Annotated in this window: 22 protein-coding genes, 2 tRNA genes and 1 pseudogene; 11 read left to right on the forward strand and 14 right to left on the reverse strand. The window is 35.8% G+C overall.

Annotated features, from left to right (window positions below; genetic code table 11):
• Window positions 1–109 (forward strand): annotated as a pseudogene (locus tag ACIQ2X_RS03700) (IS982 family transposase); the annotation flags it as partial.
• Here the strand turns inward: ACIQ2X_RS03700 and ACIQ2X_RS03705 are convergent.
• Together ACIQ2X_RS03705 and ACIQ2X_RS03710 are read right to left on the reverse strand one after the other, a co-directional pair.
• Window positions 90–296 carry a hypothetical protein gene (locus ACIQ2X_RS03705; protein ID WP_396177534.1) on the reverse strand — a complete coding sequence of 69 codons (207 nt, stop codon included), beginning with the start codon at window positions 294–296 and terminating at the stop codon, window positions 90–92. The pseudogene ACIQ2X_RS03700 and the gene ACIQ2X_RS03705 overlap by 20 nt on opposite strands.
• Before the next feature lie 45 nt (window positions 297–341).
• Window positions 342–1,982, reverse strand: a complete 1,641-nt coding sequence (locus ACIQ2X_RS03710; RefSeq protein ID WP_396177535.1) for a hypothetical protein — start codon at window positions 1,980–1,982, stop codon at window positions 342–344.
• Between the two features lie 372 nt (window positions 1,983–2,354).
• On the opposite strand from ACIQ2X_RS03710, the gene fabD reads away from it, so the two are divergent.
• Window positions 2,355–3,230 carry an ACP S-malonyltransferase gene (fabD, locus tag ACIQ2X_RS03715; RefSeq protein WP_396177536.1) on the forward strand — a complete coding sequence of 292 codons (876 nt, stop codon included), beginning with the start codon at window positions 2,355–2,357 and terminating at the stop codon, window positions 3,228–3,230.
• 358 nt (window positions 3,231–3,588) lie between these two features.
• On the opposite strand, the gene ACIQ2X_RS03720 is transcribed toward fabD, so the two are convergent.
• Window positions 3,589–4,605 carry a hypothetical protein gene (locus ACIQ2X_RS03720; RefSeq protein ID WP_396177537.1) on the reverse strand — a complete coding sequence of 339 codons (1,017 nt, stop codon included), beginning with the start codon at window positions 4,603–4,605 and terminating at the stop codon, window positions 3,589–3,591.
• Window positions 4,606–4,788: 183 nt separating this feature from the next.
• On the opposite strand from ACIQ2X_RS03720, the gene ACIQ2X_RS03725 reads away from it, so the two are divergent.
• Entirely contained in the window at window positions 4,789–5,466 is a 678-nt protein-coding gene (locus ACIQ2X_RS03725; protein WP_396177538.1) for a peptidoglycan DD-metalloendopeptidase family protein, read from the forward strand.
• 13 nt (window positions 5,467–5,479) lie between these two features.
• On the opposite strand, the gene ACIQ2X_RS03730 is transcribed toward ACIQ2X_RS03725, so the two are convergent.
• From ACIQ2X_RS03730 to ACIQ2X_RS03755, 6 genes are all read right to left on the reverse strand, one after another.
• The gene (locus ACIQ2X_RS03730; protein WP_396177540.1) at window positions 5,480–5,782 is read right to left on the reverse strand and encodes a hypothetical protein; all 303 of its coding nucleotides are present in this window, start codon (window positions 5,780–5,782) and stop codon (window positions 5,480–5,482) included.
• Window positions 5,764–5,949, reverse strand: a complete 186-nt coding sequence (locus ACIQ2X_RS03735; protein WP_396177542.1) for a hypothetical protein — start codon at window positions 5,947–5,949, stop codon at window positions 5,764–5,766. Before ACIQ2X_RS03735 ends, ACIQ2X_RS03730 begins: the two co-directional genes overlap by 19 nt.
• Window positions 5,950–6,031: 82 nt before the next feature.
• Window positions 6,032–6,556 (reverse strand): CIA30 family protein, encoded by a 525-nt coding sequence (locus tag ACIQ2X_RS03740; RefSeq protein ID WP_396177543.1) that lies wholly within the window; start codon window positions 6,554–6,556, stop codon window positions 6,032–6,034.
• 104 nt (window positions 6,557–6,660) lie between these two features.
• A complete protein-coding gene (gene galE, locus ACIQ2X_RS03745) occupies window positions 6,661–7,674 on the reverse strand; it encodes a UDP-glucose 4-epimerase GalE (RefSeq protein WP_396177544.1) in 1,014 nt (337 codons plus the stop codon).
• A 296-nt stretch (window positions 7,675–7,970) separates the two neighbouring features.
• Window positions 7,971–8,402: a hypothetical protein gene (locus tag ACIQ2X_RS03750; RefSeq protein WP_396177545.1), complete on the reverse strand. Its 432-nt coding sequence runs from the start codon at window positions 8,400–8,402 to the stop codon at window positions 7,971–7,973.
• 3 nt (window positions 8,403–8,405) lie between these two features.
• Entirely contained in the window at window positions 8,406–9,539 is a 1,134-nt protein-coding gene (locus ACIQ2X_RS03755) for a DegT/DnrJ/EryC1/StrS family aminotransferase (protein WP_396177546.1), read from the reverse strand.
• Between the two features lie 102 nt (window positions 9,540–9,641).
• On the opposite strand from ACIQ2X_RS03755, the gene ACIQ2X_RS03760 reads away from it, so the two are divergent.
• The 4 genes from ACIQ2X_RS03760 (at window position 9,642) to ACIQ2X_RS03775 (ending at window position 14,016) form a co-directional block, all read left to right on the forward strand.
• On the forward strand, window positions 9,642–10,871 hold the full coding sequence (locus tag ACIQ2X_RS03760) for a 3-deoxy-D-manno-octulosonic acid transferase (RefSeq protein WP_396177547.1): 1,230 nt from the start codon (window positions 9,642–9,644) through the stop codon (window positions 10,869–10,871).
• The gene (locus ACIQ2X_RS03765) at window positions 10,868–11,317 is read left to right on the forward strand and encodes a GNAT family N-acetyltransferase (RefSeq protein WP_396177548.1); all 450 of its coding nucleotides are present in this window, start codon (window positions 10,868–10,870) and stop codon (window positions 11,315–11,317) included. The genes ACIQ2X_RS03760 and ACIQ2X_RS03765 overlap by 4 nt, the downstream gene beginning before the upstream one ends.
• Window positions 11,318–11,437: 120 nt before the next feature.
• The gene (locus ACIQ2X_RS03770; protein ID WP_396177549.1) at window positions 11,438–13,627 is read left to right on the forward strand and encodes a S46 family peptidase; all 2,190 of its coding nucleotides are present in this window, start codon (window positions 11,438–11,440) and stop codon (window positions 13,625–13,627) included.
• Between the two features lie 170 nt (window positions 13,628–13,797).
• Window positions 13,798–14,016 carry a hypothetical protein gene (locus ACIQ2X_RS03775; protein WP_396177550.1) on the forward strand — a complete coding sequence of 73 codons (219 nt, stop codon included), beginning with the start codon at window positions 13,798–13,800 and terminating at the stop codon, window positions 14,014–14,016.
• 66 nt (window positions 14,017–14,082) lie between these two features.
• On the opposite strand, the gene ACIQ2X_RS03780 is transcribed toward ACIQ2X_RS03775, so the two are convergent.
• The 4 genes from ACIQ2X_RS03780 to mutS form a co-directional block, all read right to left on the reverse strand.
• The gene (locus tag ACIQ2X_RS03780; RefSeq protein WP_396177551.1) at window positions 14,083–14,427 is read right to left on the reverse strand and encodes a DUF1508 domain-containing protein; all 345 of its coding nucleotides are present in this window, start codon (window positions 14,425–14,427) and stop codon (window positions 14,083–14,085) included.
• 143 nt (window positions 14,428–14,570) lie between these two features.
• Window positions 14,571–14,656, reverse strand: a tRNA-Leu gene (locus ACIQ2X_RS03785).
• A gap of 89 nt (window positions 14,657–14,745) precedes the next feature.
• A tRNA-Gly gene (locus ACIQ2X_RS03790) sits at window positions 14,746–14,818 on the reverse strand.
• A gap of 154 nt (window positions 14,819–14,972) precedes the next feature.
• On the reverse strand, window positions 14,973–17,540 hold the full coding sequence (gene mutS / locus ACIQ2X_RS03795; protein WP_396177557.1) for a DNA mismatch repair protein MutS: 2,568 nt from the start codon (window positions 17,538–17,540) through the stop codon (window positions 14,973–14,975).
• Window positions 17,541–17,745: 205 nt separating this feature from the next.
• Between mutS and ACIQ2X_RS03800 the strand changes: the two genes are divergently transcribed.
• Both ACIQ2X_RS03800 and ACIQ2X_RS03805 read left to right on the forward strand, forming a co-directional pair.
• Complete coding sequence (locus ACIQ2X_RS03800; RefSeq protein WP_396177552.1) at window positions 17,746–18,228, forward strand: DUF1573 domain-containing protein; 483 nt, start codon at window positions 17,746–17,748, stop codon at window positions 18,226–18,228.
• Between the two features lie 73 nt (window positions 18,229–18,301).
• Complete coding sequence (locus ACIQ2X_RS03805) at window positions 18,302–18,832, forward strand: RNA methyltransferase (protein WP_396177553.1); 531 nt, start codon at window positions 18,302–18,304, stop codon at window positions 18,830–18,832.
• Here ACIQ2X_RS03805 and folK read toward each other — a convergent pair.
• Window positions 18,829–19,968: a 2-amino-4-hydroxy-6-hydroxymethyldihydropteridine diphosphokinase gene (gene folK, locus ACIQ2X_RS03810; RefSeq protein WP_396177554.1), complete on the reverse strand. Its 1,140-nt coding sequence runs from the start codon at window positions 19,966–19,968 to the stop codon at window positions 18,829–18,831. The genes ACIQ2X_RS03805 and folK overlap by 4 nt on opposite strands.
• A gap of 131 nt (window positions 19,969–20,099) precedes the next feature.
• On the opposite strand from folK, the gene sppA reads away from it, so the two are divergent.
• Window positions 20,100–21,860 (forward strand): signal peptide peptidase SppA, encoded by a 1,761-nt coding sequence (gene sppA / locus ACIQ2X_RS03815; protein ID WP_396177555.1) that lies wholly within the window; start codon window positions 20,100–20,102, stop codon window positions 21,858–21,860.
• A 94-nt stretch (window positions 21,861–21,954) separates the two neighbouring features.
• A partial coding sequence (locus ACIQ2X_RS03820) for an AsmA family protein (RefSeq protein ID WP_396177556.1) occupies window positions 21,955–22,689 on the forward strand: 735 nt, incomplete at its 3' end.

A 22,689-nucleotide genomic window follows, 5' to 3' on the forward strand; every position in this document is an offset into this window, starting at 1 on the left:
TTTTAAAACAAGAATTTTAGCCAAAATAACAGCATTAACATTGGTTCAATATATCAATAAATTCATATTTGATAGACCAATAAACAATATTAAAAATCAAATAATTTAATTACACCCAACGGGTTAACATACATTACTTTTAAACGCATTTCTTCGTCTGTTAATGCATGAATAGCCTCAATTCTGGAAAGCAAATTCACCAAATAAGAATAACTTACATTTTCCTTTTCTTGACATAAATAGCCTTCAACTTTCGCAATCAAAAGTGCTGTTTGTTCTTCCGTCCAATTTTTCATTTATACATTATTGATTTAGATAATAACTTGCGCTGTTTTCGTAAACTAATCTATTTTCTTAGTTCCAATCGAAAGATTATCAAAGACCGAAACGTCAATGATTTGTTCCATATCTACATCAAATTGAATTCTAATACTATCGCCTACAGTGGTAATTGGAAGTTCATTTGACAATTGCGAAGATCCTACAAAAATGGAAGGATTGTCTTTGACCATAAAATAATAAAAACTATTACCGTTTTTGATGTCGTTCGAAATCCGTGTCACCACCGAACTCAAGTTTTTCTTTGGCGTCAAACTTTTGGAATCCACTCCGTTATCGGCCATATTGTACACATTTTTATACGCCATCAAAGTTTCCCGCATGGTATTTCCAACGCCAACAATCGTGTAATCATTTATGGAAACCATTGCAAACATTTTTACCAATCCGCCGTCGTCCTTCAAAGTCATCACGTACGTTGGAATGTTATTGATTACATACGGAATAGGCAGCGAAGCACGATAGCCTTTCTCTTGCACTTTTCCTTCAGCTGAACTTTGAGCTGCGTATTCGGTCGCGCCACTTTGCTTGTAATAGGTACTTTCTTTGGTTCGCGTATCGACCAAAACAAATCCTACCGTGGATTCCTCTTTTCCAACAGACGAAAGCCCCGTGTACCAATACGATTTCTGGTTTTCGCCATAGACCAAAGTGAGCCCCTCTGTGGTTTGCAACTTATTTTCATTCGACCAGTTCCAATATCCTTGCACATATTCGCCCCAATCCGAAAGTTGCTCTTCTATAAAATGAATCGGTTGTATGCGATCTACCCACAGCGGTGTTTCTGTAAGCGAATAGTGTTTAATTTCCCCCGATTGTGCGTTTACAACAAGTGTTCCTGTCGCATCGCTACCGCCAAAACCTATTTTTTTAGTGTATGTCGTCACCACCCAAAACGGCATTCCTTCGTCGTCAATTTCAAAACTAAAATCAGTTAATCCAACAGTAGTATTTCCACTCAAATAAACGTGCCGCTGTATTTCTGAACCAAAAAAAGCTTCCGGTTGGTATTTAATTTTAATTGGTTTTCCGTTTATTTCTTGTACCAATTTAACATCGCGTTCATTAGTAGCCGAAACCATCACATATCCAGGAGTTCCTTCGCTATTATTGAACCATTTTAAAAATCCTGTGTGTAAAAGCGGTGCTACCCAATACAATTTATTGTTCACTTTTTGAATGGTAAAATCGCCAATTTCCGCCTGACTTCCTAATGAAGGTTGCGAACCGATGATTTTTTCGCCCAACAACATGGCCAATCGTTCGTCCACGACTCGAATTTCATCTAAAGAAATCGGTGCGATGTGGTTTTTTAAATCTTTTCCCTCCTCCACTTTTCCAATCAAGTTCCGATAAGCATCCGTTCTAAACATCGGCAATGAAGTTGCTAGCGGAAATAGAATGACATAAACCAAAACAATAGCAATTAAAATACTGAAAATTTTACTCGGCTTTTGTCTAATAATCAGCTGCTTATTAGAGGGGTTTAAAGCAAGTTTTGTAAACAATACAATTCCTATTAAAAGAAGCAATACCAACATAATAGGCAATTGTACAAAACCATAATTCAATACAGGTTGACCAAAATAAAGAAAACAAAAAGCAACAAAAACTAAAACGAAACTTGCAACTATTTTATTCATATGTAGATATTTATGGTTTTTTATCGGTTATATGTAATTCGCATATCTTCATTGGTATTTGCGACCAATTTTAGGGTATGCTCATTTCATAACAGTATATTTTTGTAGTTTACAAATAGGTCGCAAAATTGCCAATTTGTTACAACGAAAGCGTTATTTTTCATAGACTATTCTTTAAATAGGTTTAAAAAGATTTGGGCGTGCCCCTACGGGTCGGGCATTTCGCTCCCGCTTCCCGATGAAAAATCGGGAGAGCTCCGCTGCATTCCCTCACGCAAAGCGGATAAACAGCCCTTTTATTTTCAATACAAAAGTCCTTAAATTGATTAAATACATTATTTTTGCTGAATCAATTTTTAAACTAATACATCAATGAAAGCATATATTTTTCCAGGTCAAGGGGCTCAATTTACCGGGATGGGTAAAGATTTGTACGAAAATTCAGCTTTAGCCAAAACACTTTTCGAAAAAGCCAATGAAATTTTAGGCTTCCGAATTACCGACATTATGTTTGAAGGAACAGCAGAACAATTAAAGGAAACGAAAGTCACGCAACCTGCAATTTTCTTACATTCCGTGATTTTAGCCAAAACTTTGGGCGAAGATTTTCAACCTCAAATGGTAGCGGGACATTCTTTAGGCGAATTTTCTGCCTTAGTTGCCAATGGCGCTTTATCATTTGAAGACGGGCTAAAATTGGTTTCTCAAAGAGCTTTAGCCATGCAAAAAGCCTGTGAAATCAAACCATCAACAATGGCGGCGGTTTTGGGGTTAGCCGATGCTATCGTGGAAGAAGTTTGTGCCTCAATTGATGGCGTTGTAGTGGCCGCGAATTACAATTGTCCGGGCCAGTTGGTTATTTCTGGCGAAACGACTGCCGTTGAAAAAGCATGTGAAGCGATGAAAGTTGCCGGTGCCAAACGTGCCATAATCCTACCCGTTGGTGGTGCGTTTCATTCTCCAATGATGGAGCCAGCCCGCGAAGAACTTGCCGCTGCCATTGAAGCCACAACATTTTCAGAACCTATTTGTCCTGTTTACCAAAACGTAACAGCAATGGCTGTTTCTGACGCTGCTGAAATTAAGAAAAACCTCATCATCCAATTGACAGCTCCAGTTAAGTGGACACAAACCGTGCAACAAATGATTGCCGATGGCGCGAGCTCGTTTACCGAAGTAGGTCCAGGAAATGTACTGATTGGTCTAGTTGGGAAAATCAATAAAGAAGTGTCGGTTTTATCAATCTAAGAATTAAAATAAAAGACTTAAAAAATATTTGTTATTGCAATTTAATAGGGCTTTCTTCCGAATGCAAATTAGATACCTCGTAAAAAATAAACTTATAGAAAGATATGATTTACTCTGAAAATCTTATCTTTCTATTTGATACATATGAACGTATACAACAACCAAAAAAAAGATAAAATTTCAGAGCAATTACATTATCAGGATACTACAAGTTGTATTAATCAATTACGCAAAACATTAACGTAAATTTCAATCTTAAAAAACTAGGTTTAAATAAAGAAAGACTATCTAAAATTATTTTTAATCACTCCTCTATCGTTAAGTGATATCATCAATTTTAGAATTTAAAATATGGTATTTATAGTTTTATTCGCAATTCCCCTGTAACTGTTTTATACATATCGCCTGCTACAAGGTCAGAGGCCTCAGTGTCATTATTGTACGTCGGAAGCCCAGTGAAGTTTATATCAACAGCTTTTATTTTTCCCGCTACTTCTAACTTTGCTGTAGGTAGATTAGTTGTAGTCGAACCAATCAATACATCGCCATTTGAAGTAATTTTAAAAATATTGGAAAAAGAAGCTTTATCTACTCTAAAGATATCCTTAGTGCTAATTCCATTTTGTTCGAAGAAAGCGAAAGCTGGATAGTCCCCAGTGCCGCCAGTAGATGAATTAAATTGGAGTTTGTGAATTCTATTACCATAGGGATCTCCCATTACCTGGTTAGTCCTATAAACACCGTCATTATTTTCAACGCCAAAATTAAATAACCACCCATACACACCTGGTATATCAGGATTATACTGTACTAAATTAAAATTGTAATTAGAATTGGTGCCAAATAAATTTCTCTTGTCAATTTCCCAATAGTAAAAAGGATCCACGGTTTTATCTTTCCATACTACAGCTGCCCCCCCATTAGCATTAACTACTAAATAACCATTTGCTATTTCAACAGAACCATTCTTATTTGCGATTATTGAAGGCGTATTATTTACCTTTATTACAACGTTTTGCGAATCAGTTGTTCCTATAAAATCTACATTCTCATCAGTGCCAACATTGCCACTCTTGTTCCATGAAGAATCGGAAACTGCCATTAGGTTCCATTTGTTATTCGAATAATAATAATAACCCGGCTTAACATCTGATACTGAAGACGTATTGTAAACAATTAAACCTTCAACATTACCATTTACAATTGTTGTTTCATCTGTTGTGCTTGACAATGAAACACGAGGCAACAGAACCCCCTGTGATGTAGATGATATGTCCAAAGCTGATGAAGGATTAGGAATTTTTGTTCCAATTCCCACTTGGGCATTAACAGAATAACAAATGACGATTAAAAAAAATAAAAGGCTTTTTTTCATAATGTGTATTAGCTTTTAAAAATATTTTTCTTGTATAAAAAACGCAATATTACAAAAAAAATAGTAAAAATACTTTTTATCATACTAATTTTGTCATCTTAATAATACGATAGACATTTTGCGCCATTAAAAATCTAACAATTTGCAATTTAAAAGCATCTCAATTCATTTAAAATATTTCTATTGAAAACACTAACAGAAGTACTACAAAAGCAAACGAACATCAAAGTCATCGCTCCTGAAGTTACATATCAAGATTATGTAGCTTTAGACCTATCAGCCCCAACCACCGATTTACTTAATTTGCCATTGACGGATGCTCAAGCTTTTGAAGATTTTGTAGAGAATCATTTGGACAAAAGCAACGCTAAAGTCGCCTTTGGAGGTTATCTCGAACAGCGAAATCTCTACCAACGAAGTACTGTTTTTAAAGCCGTAAATGTTGAAGAACGAAATATTCACATTGGCCTAGACCTTTGGATAAAAGCAGGAACACCCGTTTTGGCAGCTCTAGATGGAGTTGTTCATAGCTTTCAGAACAATACGGCTCTAGGCGATTATGGACCCACAATTATTTTAGAACATCACATTGAAGGAGAAACTTTTTATACTTTGTACGGTCATTTGAATTTGGAGAGTTTAGATGGTAAAACGGTAGGACAAAAAGTATCAAAGGGATCAATTATAGCGAGACTTGGTGCAGCACCAACAAATGGCGATTATGCTCCTCATTTGCATTTTCAGATTATAAAAGATTTACAAGGAAAAAGAGGGGATTATCCAGGTGTTTGTTCAAAAAACGAATTGGAGTTTTATAAAACGAATTGTCCTGACCCAAATTTGTTGTTGAAAATTACATAAACTGTGCTTCTTCTCAATGATTATTTAAAATTCCGGAAATAAAATAATTTTCTTCCAATTTTTCAAAGAAAACAAACCAAGTAGTTCGCACAATTGATTTGTAGAAGATGTAATTTGAACCCAAATGCCCTAGCATTTCAGGAGTTGATTTATGTGGGAATGTATCAAGATTATTTTCGATAAAATCAAAAACTTCATCCACATAAAAATCAGCATTGCTTTGAAAACTAAAGTAGTTTTCCTTGAATAACACAAAAGCTAAATATTCCATTTCATCAAGAAATGATGGAAAAAAAATCACTTTTCCCACTTCCATTGGCTTATTCGCCGGTGCATTTCAGCTTTGGCTTCTTCAACAGTCAAACCATTTGCAAACTCTTTTTCAAAATCAAAATCCTTCCCAATTCCTTGCGAACGTTTTGGAGTTTCGTATTCTGTTGATGGTTCTGAAACTGATTTTTTATTTACATTTTCGTTGTTCATTGTAACAAATTTAAAGTCAAAATATGCTTAATTTATTCTTTTGAAATTAAGTATCCGTTTCGTTTAAATCAAACACTTAACACTATTGTAATTCAATTTTATCCAACATCAACTTAAACGATTCATTTTTTCCATTGCCAATTAAAAATACGATTTCTTCAAAAGAAGGCGCTTCATAATTGGGAAAATTTAATTTCCGCCCTCTAAAAGAAGGATATAAGTCGGCTAATTTAATTTCAATAGTTTGCCATTCTCCCGACGTCTTAAAAGTCGTGATGTAAGAAAAATAGTTGTTGTATTTATCTTTGATACGAAATTGATACTCTTTTCCATCGCCTTTCAAGCGGATAAGCACTTTGCTGTTTTTGGTGGTCGCTGCTTTATTAAATTGATACCGAACAGACGAAAATCCACCATTATTTTCTAAAGAAACTGTTCCTTCAAATACACCGTTTCCATCCGAATCGATAGAAAACCTTCCGTTGGATTGACCTCCCATAACTACGTCGTCAATGATTCTCCAGTCTTTTGACGCCGAATTTTTGTCAAAATCGTATATTATTGTTGCATTCATAAGTAGGATAAGTATTGTAAATAGTAGTTTCATCAATATCAAATTTTAGTAAAGATAAAAAGTACGAGTCATTCATCGTTCTATTTAACAACTCTTTACATTATGTTTAAATAGTTTCAATCCAAAAAAAAAGAGCTTTACGCTCTAATTTTTTGTTCCCATTTCCAAGCACTTGCCAAACTTTCTTCAAGTGTAGATTGGGCTTTCCAACCCAAAACAGTGTTTGCTTTATCGGTATTGGCATAAGCAGAAGTAATATCTCCTTCTCTTCTACCGACAATTTGATAATTCAGTTTGGTATTGGACACTTTTTCAAACGCTGTAATTACTTCCAAAACCGAGCTTCCCGTACCTGTTCCTAAATTAAAGGTTTCCACTCGATCCAAATTTTTGTTTTCTAACAATCTTTTTAACGCAACCACGTGGGCTTTGGCCAAATCCACTACATGAATGTAATCACGAACGGCCGTTCCGTCTGGCGTGGGATAATCATTGCCATAAACGGATAATTTTTCGCGCAAGCCAATTCCTGTTTGGGTAATAAATGGCACTAAATTTTGAGGAACTCCAATAGGTAATTCGCCAATTTCAGCCGATGGATGCGATCCAATTGGGTTAAAATAACGCAGTAAAATGGATTTAATCTTGGACACTTTGGCAACTTCGTTGATAATTTCTTCGCCAATTTGCTTCGTATTTCCGTAAGGCGACATCGCTACTTGAACGGGTGCATCTTCGGTAATTGGCATTTTTTCGGCTTGACCGTAAACCGTACAAGAAGAGCTGAAAATAAAACTGGCTTCATCCTTTTTTTGCAACTCTTGTAATAAATAGACTAGCGTAGTGATGTTATTTTCATAATACAACAACGGATTTTCGACGCTTTCGCCAACTGCTTTGGAAGCCGCAAAATGAATAACGCCATTGATATCGTTGTGTTTTTCGAAAAAAGCCTGAACCGCACTTTTTTCCCGCAAATCCATTTTTTCAAAAAACGGTTTTTTCTTCGAAATATTTTCAATTCCTTGCAAAACATCTTCCGAAGAGTTCGACAAATTATCAATAATTACCACTTCAAATCCCTCACTTTGAAGTTCCACCACCGTGTGCGAACCTATAAATCCTAATCCTCCTGTAACAAGTATTTTCATATGTGTTTCATTTTTATTTTGTTAGCGGTCATATATGGTATCGCTTTTATTTATTGGTGTTTATCTCACAATAGTACAGTTTTCATCGGTGTTCGATGACTATTCAATTGCTTGCGCAAACTTGCGTTAATGGCGATTTCATATGTAGATGCTTATTGTTTTTTATTGGTTCTCCCAATATTTCGGGAAAAATTATGTAATTGCTGCGTCGGTTCGTCCCGATGATTATCGGGACTCGAGCCGTATGTATCTTTATTGGAATTTGCATCGCATTTCCGTTATACTCATTTTATAATCTATTTCTTAACTTTGGGTTTAACGGTGTAATCAAAAACGTTATTGTTGTTTTTATCCTTAAAAATATAATGTAATGAAATGTTATTTTCTCGATAGTCTTTCATTACCGGATTGGTATTTAAATTTTCTTGCGCTTTTTGGCTCATTTCAGATTGGATCAATGCAAAATCGAATTCTGTGCTATCTTTATCGGTATTGATCAAAGTATGGTGGTATTTTAAAGTCGTGTTATCAACCGAAATACTGTCCAATCGCGTTTCTTTATCCAACATCTTAGGCAGATTTTTGTTTGCAATACGAGCATTTTCTACTAACATTGTATTTGGAGTATCTTCATTTTTAAATAAAAAATACTGTGTGACAAAATAGGCAATCGCAAAAGTTACTCCAAAAACAATTAGTTGAACAGCAGAAACTTTCTTTTTATCCATTTGTTATTTATTGAAAAACGCTAATACCGTTTTGGAAATATAGTTGATTTGTTCGTCGTCCAATTCCGTATGCATTGGCAAAGAAATTACTTCTTTTACCAACAAGTTTGTATTTGGAAAATCTTCTTCTTTATAACGTTCGTCTTTGTACGCTTTTTGGCTATGCAGCGGAATGGGATAATAAATAGCGCACGGAATGTCGTGATCCATTAAATGTTGCAGCAATCCATCTCTGTCTCCATCTACAATTCGCAACGTATATTGATGAAAAACATGGCAGTCACAAACATCACAAATCATTGGAGCAATGATGTTTTTGTGTGCTTCAAATGCTTTTGAATATTTTCGAGCAGCGTTTTGACGAGCGGCATTGTATTCATTCAATAAAGGTAGTTTTGCGTTTAAAACCGCCGCTTGAACACTGTCTAATCTCGAATTTACACCCACTACATCATGGTGGTACCTTACATACATCCCGTGATTTACGATTCCTCGAATCGTGTGCGCCAAAGCATCATCGTTAGTAAAAATCGCTCCACCGTCGCCATAGCAGCCCAAATTTTTTGATGGAAAAAATGATGTCGAACCTACATGCCCGATGGTTCCAACTTTTTGTTTTTCACCTTTTGAATTCGTGAAATTAGCGCCAATGGCTTGAGCGTTGTCCTCAATTACATATAAATTATGCGCATTGGCAATGGCCATAATCGCGTCCATATTTGCCGCACGCCCAAAAAGATGTACGGGAACAATCGCTTTTGTTTTTGGCGTAATGGCTTTTTTAATGGCTTCTATGGAAATATTCATGTTCGCTAAATCCACATCGACTAAAACGGGAGTCAACTGCAGTAAAGCAATTACTTCAACTGTTGCAGCAAAAGTAAAATCGGCCGTGATTACCTCATCTCCGGGCTGCAAACCCAAACCCATCATAGCAATTTGCAACGCATCGGTTCCGTTGGCACAAGGAATAACGTGTTTTACACCTAAATAGGTTTCCAGATTTTTCTGAAAAGCATGCACTTCAGGTCCGTTAATATAAGTATTAGTATCTAAAACCGTTTGAATAGAAGTATTTACGGTTTCTTTTATTTTTTCATATTGACCTTTTAGGTCAACCATTTGAATTTTTTTCATCTTAAGCGTACGATTTAAAATCAAGCAAAAATAGCAATTAAATGACGTGTAACCAATGAAATTAGAGCAAAGTAATGTAATTTAGCCCCTAAAATTTTTAGAATGCATTTTCTGTACAATTTCATCACGTATCTAGCCTCACCGATTCTCCAGATTTTTGCTTGTTTCAATCCCAAAATCAAGCAATTTGTCAACGGTCGAAAAGATGTGTTTTCGAACTTAAAAAATCAAATTTCTAAAAATGATTCTTGCATTTGGTTTCATGCCGCATCATTAGGCGAATTTGAACAAGGCTTGCCCGTTATGGAAGCAATCAAAGATCATTTTCCAAAACACAAAATCATTTTGACCTTCTTTTCTCCTTCCGGTTTTGAAGTCCGAAAAAACACTAAAGCAGCTGATATCGTGTTGTATTTGCCTTTAGATACTCCTGGAAACGCCAAACAATTCATTGAAATCGTTCGCCCTGAAATGGTGTTTTTTATTAAATATGAATATTGGCCCAATTACTTAGCCGAGCTGAAAAAAAAACAAATTCCTACTTATTTAATTTCGGGAATTTTCAGAGAAAGCCAATTATTTTTTAAATGGTATGGCGGTTTTTACAGAAATGCGTTGGATGCCTTCCATCATTTTTTTGTACAAAATTCGGCATCAAAAGAGCTGTTGTTCCAACTCAATAAGACCAATGTTACGGTTTCTGGAGATACGCGTTTTGATCGCGTGGCTGCCATTTTAGAAAAGGACAATTCTATTGATTTTATTGATGCGTTTAAAAACAACACACTCACCGTTGTTGTGGGAAGTTCGTGGCCAAAGGACGAGGAAATACTGGTGAATTTCATAAATACATCTACATACGATGTCAAATTTATCATAGCACCACATACTATTAAGGAAGAGCAAATTCAGGAATTGAAAAAGTCAATTTCAAAAAAAACAATTTTATTTTCCGAAAAAGAGCATGCTGCATTAACAGATGCGACTGTTTTTATCATCGACACCATCGGCATTTTAACCAAAATTTACAGCTATGCCGACATCGCTTATGTTGGCGGTGGGTTTGGAAATCCAGGCGTTCACAATATTCTAGAACCCGCCACATTTGGCGTTCCCATAATTATAGGCCCAAATTATTCGCATTTTGCAGAAGCAAATGCATTGGTAAATTTGGAAGGTTGCGTTTCCGTTTCTAATCAAAACGAACTCAATGAAGCGTTTAAAAATTTAATTCATAACGAAGATATTCGCGCCGAAAAAGGACATATTTGTAGCACTTTCGTGCAAATGAATAAAAATGCGACTTCCATTATTTTAAGAGAAATTTTATGATTGAATTTCAAGCACTAAAGGAAACTGATATTGAAACCGTTGTTGTAATGATGCAGGAATTTTATGCGATTGACCATTATCCTTTTAATTCTGAAGTAGCCAAAAAATTGTTTCATACTTTTATCTCAGATAAAAATTTAGGAAACTGCTGGATCATTAAATGTAATGGCGCGTTTGTAGGTTATGTTATTCTAACCTACATTTTCAGCTTTGAATACCAAGGAAAAATAGCCTTTCTCGATGAACTATACGTAAACGAAAACGCAAGAGGAAAAGGAATTGGACAAGAAGCAATTGCATTTGTTCAAAATCAAGCACTTCTCAAAGACCTAAAACTAATTTATCTCGAAATTGAATCGCACAATATAGTGGCCAAGAAACTCTATTTGTCAAGGGATTTCATTATTCACAACCGTCAAATCATGAAATACATTCCAAAGCCCTAAAAAATGTTAAATCTGCAATTTTTAGCTGTTTAAATAGTATATTGCCAAACATTTCGTCCAAAGCGAAGTGTTTTTTCGTTTTTATTAAAGCCTATTTTACTTTTTATTAAAACTTTACTTATGAAATTTTTAAAATTACTCTTACTTTTTATCGCCGTTCAAATGCATGCTCAACAAGGCGGTATGTGGATTCCCTCTTTATTGGAAGGAATGAATGAAACTGAAATGAAAAATTTAGGCATGAAAATGTCGGCATCTGATATTTATGACGTCAACAACTCCAGCTTAAAAGACGCCGTTCCGCAATTTAATGGAGGTTGTACGGCCGAAGTTATTTCTTCTAAGGGACTCCTTTTAACCAATCACCACTGTGGTTTTGGCGAAATTCAATCGCATTCAACGGTTGAAAATGACTACTTAACCGATGGTTTTTGGGCAATGAAATTGGAAGATGAATTGCCAAATAAAGATTTGGAAGTAACTTTTATTGTAAAAATTGAAGACGTTACTAGCCAGATTTTGAATGGTGTGGCCGCATTGGGAACGGAAGAAGAGAAGCAGAAAAAAATCCAAGAAAATATTTCTAACCTAAATAAAACGTACCCTAGAGAAAGTTTTCAAGGCGTAAAAATTCGAACATTTTATGAAGGAAATCAGTACATGCTTTTTGTTACAGAATCCTACACTGATATTCGACTTGTAGGAGCGCCACCAAGTTCGATTGGAAAATTTGGATCGGATACTGACAACTGGGTTTGGCCGAGACATACGGGCGATTTTTCACTTTTCAGAATTTATGCCGACAAAAATAACCGTCCCGCAGATTATTCAAAAGACAATGTACCTTACACTCCGAAACACTTTTTCCCGGTTTCGCTAGACGGAATTTCTGAAGATGATTTTACACTCGTTTTTGGATATCCGGGAAGAACTACCGAATATTTACCGGCGGTTGCAGTAGCACAAATTGTAAACGAGACCAATCCTGCTAAAATTGAAATTAGAGACAAAGCGTTGAAAGTTGCCGATGGCTTTATGCGAAAAGACAAAGCAATCAAAATTCAATACGCCGCCAAATATGCGAGTATTGCCAATTATTGGAAAAAATGGATTGGAGAAACACAAGGTTTGACTAAATCCAATGCGGTACAAGTTAAAAAAGACCAAGAAGCAGCGTTTCAGCAAAAAGTGCTGCAAGCCGGCAAACAAGTTGAATACGGTAACTTGCTGGCCGATTTCGACAAGAATTATAAGGACATTTTACCCTACACACTCAGTCGTGATTACTTTATGGAAGTAGTTTTGCGCAACACCGAACTTTTGAGTCTAGGATTTAAACTATACCAATTGGAACAAATTCAAGCAATGAGAGGCGATCAAGCATTTAACGATCGGAAAAACAATTTGCGTGACGGATCTGGTGAGTTTTATAAAGATTTTAATGCTCAAGTGGACGAAAAAGTTTTTGAACAACTGATTGAATTGTATTTGAATAAATCGCCCCAACAATTCATCCCAGAAAATTTAAAAAATACAAATATTGCCCAATTGACTACTTCGGTTTATGGAACCTCAAAAATGACGACTTATGATGGGTTGAAAGAATTGCTTACGGGCGACACGCAAACCGTGTTAAAAAACTTAAATAACGACAAAGGATATCAATTGGTAAAAAGTTTGGGCGAAGCATTTTTGAAAAATGTGAATCCTAAATTTGAGGAAATCAACACCAAATTGAGTGCGTTGCAAAGAACGTATATGAAAGCACAACTGGAACTGAATAAAGACGCCCGAATTTTTCCTGATGCAAATAGCACACTTCGGGTAACTTACGGGAAAGTAAAAGGTTATGAGCCACGAGATGCCGTAGCTTACGAACCCGTAACTTATTTTGATGGAGTAATCGAGAAATATGTGCCTGGAGATTACGAATTTGATGTGTCGCAAAAATTGATTGATTTGTATAACAAAAAAGACTACGGACCATATGGTGAAAACGGTAAAATGCCGGTAAACTTTATTGGAACCAATCATACAACGGGAGGAAATTCAGGAAGTCCAGCGATTGACGCACACGGAAATTTGATTGGATTGAATTTTGACCGCGTTTGGGAAGGCACAATGAGCGACATTTATTACGACCCAGCCATTTGCCGAAATATTATGGTCGATATGCGGTATGTGTTGTTTATTATCGATAAATACGCTGGCGCGAAAAATTTAATCGACGAAATGAAGTTGGTTCATCCAAAAAGTAAAAACCAAACGACTAACAAACAAAAGGTTAAAGCCAAATCAAAGAAAAATTAACTTTATTTAAGTTTTCTTTATGGTTTTGTATTTTTGGCACAGTAATTGTAATTTATCTAAACGTTGAAGAGATATTTATTTTTTTAAAAAATTTTCCAAAAAAAAATTATCATATCAAAAAATTTATATCTTTGCATCGAATTAATAATTAACCTTTTATAATAAGTAAGATGAAAAAAGTATTTTTAAGTTTAGCATTAGTAGTAGCATTAAGCGTTTCTTTCGTATCTTGTAAAGATACTAAAACTGAAGAACCTACAGAAGAAGTTGCTCCAGAAGTTGAGGCTCCAGAAGTTGAGGCTCCAGTTGAAACTGCTGTTGATAGCCCAGCTGTTGAAACAACAACTGAAACAACAACTACAGAAACTACTGAAGAAGTTGCTAAGTAATTCTAAATTACAAAAAATGAACCCTGCTTTTAGCGGGGTTTTTTTTTGCTCTTTTTTTAGTCCTTTTTAGTCTGTAAAAACAGGAGCTCCCGAAAAATCCAAAACTTCCGCTTTAGGCACGTATAAAGCCACTTCAGCGATTCCTTTAGCCAATCGCAGTTCAGTAGTAAATTTTCTACTCTTTGCATATTCTTTATCGGCTATCATTAGTTTATAGAAAAAAGTCCCATTAGAAGCTTTAAATTTCAAACATTGCGCAATCGCTGCATTGTTTTTTATAAGTTCAATATCCTCCTCACAATACATTTTAAGTTCGTATTCTTTGCTTGAGAACACAATTTTGCCTTTGCGTGAGGTGTACACAAATTTATATGTATCGTTGTGTTTTTTAGAAATTACGAAAGCGCCCATAAATATTAGGATAAAAAAATAGCAGATTTGTATAATAAGCACCATTTTTGAAGATATACCAAATTATATTTGATACTTTTTCAAATTTAAAAACTAGTCGAAAATAGCCACAAAAAAACCCGTAATTTTCATTACGGGTTTTGTACTCAGAGCGGGACTTGAACCCGCACGAACATTGCTGTTCACTGGATTTTAAGTCCAGCGTGTCTACCAATTTCACCATCCGAGCGTTTTTTTTTTTAAATAAATATATTAGTTTCAAATTTTTTTAAAACCAAATATTCAAATTAAGATAAATTGGAATATCTTACTATTTAGAGCGAAAAACGGGGCTCGAACCCGCGACCTCGACCTTGGCAAGGTCGCGCTCTACCAACTGAGCTATTTTCGCGTTTCAAAATGATAAAGAACTGCACCGCTATTGGTGTGTTGCGGGTGCAAATGTAGGACTTTTATTTACTTTTACAAACGTTTTTTTAAAATATTTTGCGTGAATTTTCTAATGTACTGAAAATGTACTTTTTAAAAAATAAATTTTAACAAACTTACTTTTTAATCAACATACGTTTGATTTCATTGAGTTTCATTAGTGCTTCGACTGGTGTTAAGGTATTGATGTCGATATTCAAAATCTCCTCTTTGATTTCCTCTAGCAACGGATCATCGAGATTAAAAAAGCTCATTTGCATATCTTGGGTTTCCGTTTTCAATCCATCCAATGCTTCGGAGGAATGGTTTTTCTCCAACTTCTTCAAAATCTTCTGTGCTCGAAGAATTACCGTTTGCGGCATCCCGGCCATTTTTGCCACGTGTATCCCAAAACTATGAGCGCTTCCGCCTTTGACTAATTTTCGTAAAAAAAGCACATTGTCCTTTAATTCTTTTACGGATACATTATGGTTTTGAATTCTTCCAAAAATTTCTGACATTTCGTTTAACTCATGATAATGTGTGGCAAACAACGTTTTGGGTTTGGAAGGATGTTCGTGCAAATATTCGGCAATGGCCCACGCGATTGAAATTCCGTCATACGTGCTTGTCCCGCGACCAATCTCGTCTAAAAGCACCAAACTTCTATCAGAAATGTTATTCAAAATAGATGCGGTTTCGTTCATTTCCACCATAAATGTCGATTCGCCCATCGAAATATTATCCGAAGCTCCTACTCTAGTAAAAATTTTATCAACCACACCCATTCGTACCGACTCCGCGGGAACAAAACAACCCATTTGTGCCAATAAAACAATCAATGCTGTTTGTCTTAAAATAGCTGACTTTCCCGACATATTGGGTCCGGTAATCATAATTAATTGTTGTGTTTCGCGGTCTAAAAACAAATCATTCGCAATGTAGGGCGTCCCTATCGGCAATTGTTTTTCGATAACCGGGTGCCGCCCGTTTTTAATTTCTAGTTCGAAACTCTCGTCCAAATCAGGACAAACGTATTTATTTTCAATGGCCAACTGCGTGAAAGAAGTCAAGCAATCCAATTGTGCAATTAAATTCGCATTCAATTGTACGGGTTTGATGTATGTGGCAATCCAACCGACCAATTGTTCAAAAAGCGCCGATTCTAGCTTCTGGATTTTTTCTTCAGCTCCTAAAATTTTTGTTTCGTACTCTTTTAATTCTTCGGTAATGTAGCGTTCGGCGTTAACCAAGGTTTGTTTCCGCATCCATTCAGCAGGAACTTTATCTTTGTGACTGTTGCGAACTTCGATGTAATACCCAAAAACATTATTGAATGCAATTTTTAAGGAAGAAATACCCGTTCTTTCAGATTCACGTTTTTCAATACCCTCTAAAAAATCTTTTCCTGAAGTCGATATCGCTCGTAATTCGTCCAACTCTTCGTTTACACCTTTGGCAATTGCATTTCCTTTTGCCAAGGCCACGGGTGCATCTTGATTCAATGTACTTTTAATTTTTTCGCGAAGCAAATCACAGCTGTGCAAACTGTCGCCTATAATTTTAACAGCCTCGTTTTTACTTTCTAGTGCAATTTTTTTAATCGGAATGATGGCATCGAGCGAATCTTTTAAATAAATAACCTCTCGCGGACTCACTTTTCCCGCCGCAATTTTTGAGATCAAGCGTTCCAAATCGGAAATTTGCTTGATTTGATATTGAATGTTTTTTAATAAATCCTTATTCTCTTTGAGATAAGTTACTACTTGATGCCGTTTTTGAATGGCTTTCATGTCCTTCAAAGGCAAGGCCAGCCAGCGTTTGAGCAACCTACTTCCCATCGGAGAAATTGTTTTATCAATCACATCCAAAAGCGTTACTGCATTGGGATTATAACTGTGGTATAACTCCAGATTTCGAATCGTAAAACGATCCATCCAAACATAGGCATCTTCGGCAATGCGTTGTAAAATGGTAATGTGCTGCCTCTTGTTGTGTTGCGTTTCTGATAAATAATACAAAGCAGCACCCGAAGCAATAATGCCTTCTGCTAAATCTTCGACACCAAAACCTTTCAAAGAATTGGTTTGAAAATGATTCGTGAGTAATTCAAAAGCATATTCTTCTTTATAAATCCAATCTTCAAGATAAAAAACGTGAAAATCTTCACCGAAAGTGGCTTTAAAATCTGTTTTATTGACTTTTGGAATCAGTACTTCACTTGGATTAAAGTTCTGCAATAATTTATCAATGTACTCTTCATTTCCTTGAGCTGTGAGAAATTCGCCCGTAGAAATGTCCAAAAATGCCACACCAATATTTTTTTTTCCAAAATAAACCGAAGCCAAAAAATTATTTGATTTAGAATGTAAAACCTCATCGTTCATCGAAACTCCCGGAGTTACTAACTCTGTAACGCCACGTTTTACAATTGTTTTGGTCATTTTTGGGTCTTCGAGCTGGTCACAAATGGCAACACGAAGACCTGCTTTTACCAATTTAGGCAAATACGTATTCAATGAATGATGCGGAAAACCAGCTAAAGCAGTTTCGGTTTCAGACCCAGCACCACGCTTGGTCAAAACAATCCCTAAAATTTTAGAAGCACGAACTGCGTCTTCGCCAAAGGTTTCATAAAAATCACCCACTCGAAAGAGCAAGCAAGCATCTGGATATTTTTGTTTAATATCATTGTACTGCTTCATTAACGGAGTTTCTTTCACTTCTTTTTTGGTCGATTTCAAGGCTTTTGTATTTGTATTTTATACGATTTTCAGTTAGCGAATTTAAAAATTTAATCGCTTTAATCAGCTACTGTGCAAGATTTAATTCAATTTTAAGAAAATAATGTCCTCAAAATCATTCTATTTATTTAAATTTGTCATTATCAAACTATAAAATCATAGTGTAATGAAAAAAAATATAATATTATTCTCGGCTCTAGCACTTTTTGCATTCACTGGATCATTTGCTCAAGAGTCTTCAAAAAAAGTTACTAAGGTAAAATCAGCTAAAGTTGTAACAGCAAAACCGTCGGTTTCTAAAGTTAAAGGACCAGGAATGGAGTTTAAGAGTGATGTAATTGACTACGGAACGGTTGAAGCAAAATCTGATGGTGCTCGTGAATTTGTTTTCACAAACAACGGAACAGAACCATTAATTATTATGAATGCTCAAGGTTCTTGTGGGTGTACAGTACCTACTTGGCCAAGAGAGCCTATCGCTCCAGGAGCTCAAGCAGTAATTGGTGTAAAATACGATACCAATCGTCCAGGTCCATTTACAAAAACAATTACTTTAACAAGCAATTCGACACAAACTCCTTCAAAATTGTTGACTATTAAAGGAAATGTAAAAAGTATCGAAACTACTACAACAGCAGTAAAAAGCTAAATAAAATTTAAAAGTATTTCAATAAAAGCTTCCTTCGCAGGAGGCTTTTGTTGTAAAACAGCACCTAATAAAGATGAGAAAAATAGAAAATAGCGAGTTGGAACGAAAATCCGTAGAAGATTTTAAGGCTGCAGAAAAAACGCCAATAATTATCATTTTGGACGACATTCGAAGCTTACACAATATCGGATCCGTTTTCAGGACTGCAGACGCTTTTTTGATTGAAAAAATTTATTTATGCGGCATTACAGCAACTCCTCCGAATAAAGAAATTCAGAAAACAGCATTAGGGGCGACCGACACCGTAGCGTGGGAACATCAGGAAAGTGTCACGGAATTAATTAAAAAATTAAAATCCGAAAACGTAACGGTTTTAGCAATTGAGCAAGTTGAAGGTGCTTTTTTACTCGATGATTTTACTATTGATACCACTAAAAAATACGCTTTGGTTTTTGGAAATGAAGTGTATGGAGTGGCACAAGAAGCAGTTGCTTTATGCGACGGTTGCATCGAAATTCCGCAGTTAGGGACCAAACATTCTCTCAATATTGCCGTAAGTGCCGGAATTGTAATTTGGGACTTATTTAAACAGTTGAAAACCTAACTTTTAGCAAGCGCTTTATTTATTTCATCCAAAATAAAAATATAATCCGATTGGTTTTGTACAAAGTCCCGATTGGAAACATCCAAAACCAAAATATTTAAATCGGGATGCGTTTTGATAAAATCAATATAACCTTGGTTGATTTTATCCAAGTAGCTGGCAGGAATTTCTTGTTCATAACTTCTGCCTCGGCTTTTAATATTTTGTAGCAATCGATCGGTGTTTTGATACAAATACAGGTACAAGTCGGGTTTTGGAATTTCTTTATAAATAATTTCAAACAACTTTCGATACAGTCGGAATTCATCTTCGGTAACCGTAACTTTTGCAAAGATGAGTGACTTAAAAATATGATAATCGGCTACAATAAAATCTTTAAATAAATCCAGTTGAGCCAAATCATCCGAAATTTGTTGGTACCGGTCGGCTAAAAAAGACATCTCTAATGGAAAGGCATACCGGGATTGATCCTTATAAAACTTTGGTAAAAAAGGGTTATCGGCAAAGCGTTCTAATACTTTTTTAGCGTTAAAATCAGCGGCAATTTTATGGGCCAAGGTGGTTTTTCCAGCACCAATATTTCCTTCAATTGCAATGAAATTATAATGGTGTAACAACGCTTTTTTTAACGGATTTTCGAGTACGTCCACCACTTCACACGGCCCTGAATCCGGACAGTTTTGCAGTAATTCAGCACTGGTTTTTCCTGAAATTGGATGTACAAAATCAATTTCTAAATCTTGAATAGGTTTTAATACAAACAAGCGGTTGTGCATTTGCGGATGCGGAATTTGCAAATGGGCAGTTGTAATAATTTCCTGATTGCAGCTGATAAGATCAATATCAATGGTTCGTGCAGCATAGGTGTTGACACCGGTTCGTATTCGACCTAAATCCTGCTCGATGATTAATACTTTATGCAATACTTCGGCTGCAGAATGAGCGGTATGCACTAAAATTGCGCAATTATAAAAAGAGGCACTTTCAAAACCCCAGGAGGGAGATTCGTACAGTTTGGATACCGAAATAACCGTTGCTACTTTCTCATTAATCGCCTGAATCGCCTGCTGAATCAAACTTTTTCGGTCGCCTTGATTACTACCTATCGCTAAAACGATTTTATTTTGCTCCTTCATAGAATGCAAATTTAGCTAAAACATTTTCTAAAAAAAGCAAAACCCATTGTCTGGCATTGTTTTTTAAATAATTCGTTTCTAACTGTAACAATATTACTTTTTGAACGTCTTACTTCCAAAAGAAAAAGAACATGAGATTTTTAGGAAATGTATTGGCAACTATCGTCGGGTTGTTTGTATTTATAATGATTTTCGTTTTCGGAATCATATTTATTGGCGTGCTCTTTGGAGGCAATTCAGAAATGGTTCAGGTTGAAAACAACTCGGTTATTGAACTAAATTTACAAGACGTAAGTAGCGATTATACGGGAAAATTTAAAGACCCATTAGTTACTATATTTCAAGGCGAAAAACGCGTTGGACTCACTGATGTTTTGAATGCCATTGAAGCTGCAAAAACCGATGACAAAATCAAAGGAATATCCATTATCAACAATTATTCGATGTTAGGAATGGCACAACTCAAAGCTTTGCGCGATGAGTTGACCGACTTTAAAAAATCAGGAAAATTTATCGTTTCGTATGCTGATGTGTATTCGCAAAAAGAATATTATTTAAATTCTGTTGCCGATACGATCTACTTAAATCCGCTTGGAGAAATGGATTTTAAAGGATTGTCTTCAGAAGTGATGTTTTTTAAAAGTTTGCAAGAAAAAACAGGTGTAAAACTCGAAGTCATTCGCCACGGAAAATACAAAAGTGCTGTTGAACCTTTTATTAGTGATGAAATGAGCGAGGCCAATCGTGAACAAATTTCGTCTTTACTCAATTCGGTTTGGGGCGGAATTGTTACCGATATAGCAGCTTCGCGCAAGATTTCGGTAGCACAATTGAATGTAGTTGCCGACGGACTTCTAGCCCGAACACCAGAAATGGCAAAAGCGGCTAAACTTATCGACAAAATTGGGTACGAAGATCAATTTCACGCAGGAATAAAAAAAGCTTTAAAAGTAGAAAAAGACGAAGATTACAAGAAAATTGCTATTGCAGATTATGCTTTGCAAAATAATTTGAATCCAAAAGAATCAAGTGCCGAAAACCAAATTGCGGTTATTTATGCTCAAGGCGAAATTCGTTCGGGTGAAGGTGACGTTAATTATATCGGAGAAAAATCAATGAATCGTGCTTTGAAAGAAGCGCGCGACAACAAGAACATCAAAGCGGTTGTATTGCGAATTGACAGTCCAGGCGGAAGCGCGTTAACGTCCGAACTGATTTGGCGCGAAATCGAATTGACCAAAAAAGTAAAACCTGTAGTGGTTTCAATGGGTAACGTTGCCGCTTCTGGTGGCTATTATATTGCTTGTAACGCCCATAAAATTTTTGCAGAAAACACCACAATCACAGGTTCAATAGGTGTTTTTGGGATGTTGCCAAACTTTTCGACCCTTTCAGAAAAAATAGGCATTCACACCGAACAAGTTGCTACACATACCAACTCGGCCGATTACAGTCCGTTCGTTCCTTTGTCTGAAAATTATAGAGCGGTGACACAAGAAAGCATCGAACGGATTTACAAAACTTTCGTAAACCGTGTGGCTACCGGAAGAAAAATGACTTTTGAACAAGTCGACGAAATTGGTCAAGGCCGCGTTTGGTCGGGAGCCGAAGCGTTAAAAATTGGTTTGGTGGACGAAATTGGCGGAATGGACAAAGCTTTGGCGGAAGCCGCAAAATTGGCAAAAATCAAAGAATACCGTACAACCAACTTTCCAGAATTTGACAAAAATTTCGAAGATTTATTTGCCGGAATGCCTTTTGCAACTTCAAAAGCAACATTAATCGAAGAAGAAATTGGTGCCGAAAATTATAAAATCATGCAACGACTGAAACAAATTTCGACCCGAACTGGAATTCAAACCGTTCTCCCTTACGAATTAATTATAAAATAAATCTAAAAAAAAGTTATTGTTGAGCCAACTTATTTAATCTTATTAGATAAGTTGGCTTTATATTTGATAATTTTGTTTCAAAAGACTCTGAATTATGTTGAAAAAAATTTTAAAAATCACCGGGATTGTACTTTTAGTTTTAGTTGTCGCATTGGTTTCTATTCCTTTTTTGTTCAAGGATAAAATTAAAGAAATGGTGGTTACTTCCATCAATCAAAATCTGGATGCAACCGTTGCATTTGAAGATATTGATTTGAGTTTGCTCAAAAGTTTTCCAAAAGCAAATGTTAGCATTAATCAATTGAGTATTATCAATAAGGCTCCTTTTGCAGGCGATACCTTGCTTTATTCGGGCGAAGTGAATTTAAAAATGTCCGTAAAAGAACTTTTTAAAGGCGAAAATGAACCCATGAATATCGAATCTTTTTATTCAAAAGATGCGAAAATCAATATTTTGTTTGACAAAAATGGACTTGGCAATTTCGATATTGCGTTAAAAGACGAAAAAGATACTGACCCATCAGACAGTAAACCTTTTGCTTTAAACATTCAGAATTATGAATTTGAAAATTTAAAATTCAAATATTTTGACGAAGCCTCTAAAATGAAGTTGGTCATCGACAGCTTGAATCATACCGGAACGGGGAATTTTGCTGCTTCCAAATTGGATTTAGATACCAAAACTACCGCACGCGTTTCGTTCGATATGGATTCTACCAATTACATGAAAAACATACTGTTGGATTTAGATGCCGTTTTAGGTATTGACTTGGAGCAAAGCAAATATACTTTTAAAAAGAACACTGCCTTGATTAACCAACTTCCACTT

It is taken from the genome of Flavobacterium sp., assembly GCF_044368625.1.
Lineage (GTDB): Bacteria > Bacteroidota > Bacteroidia > Flavobacteriales > Flavobacteriaceae > Flavobacterium.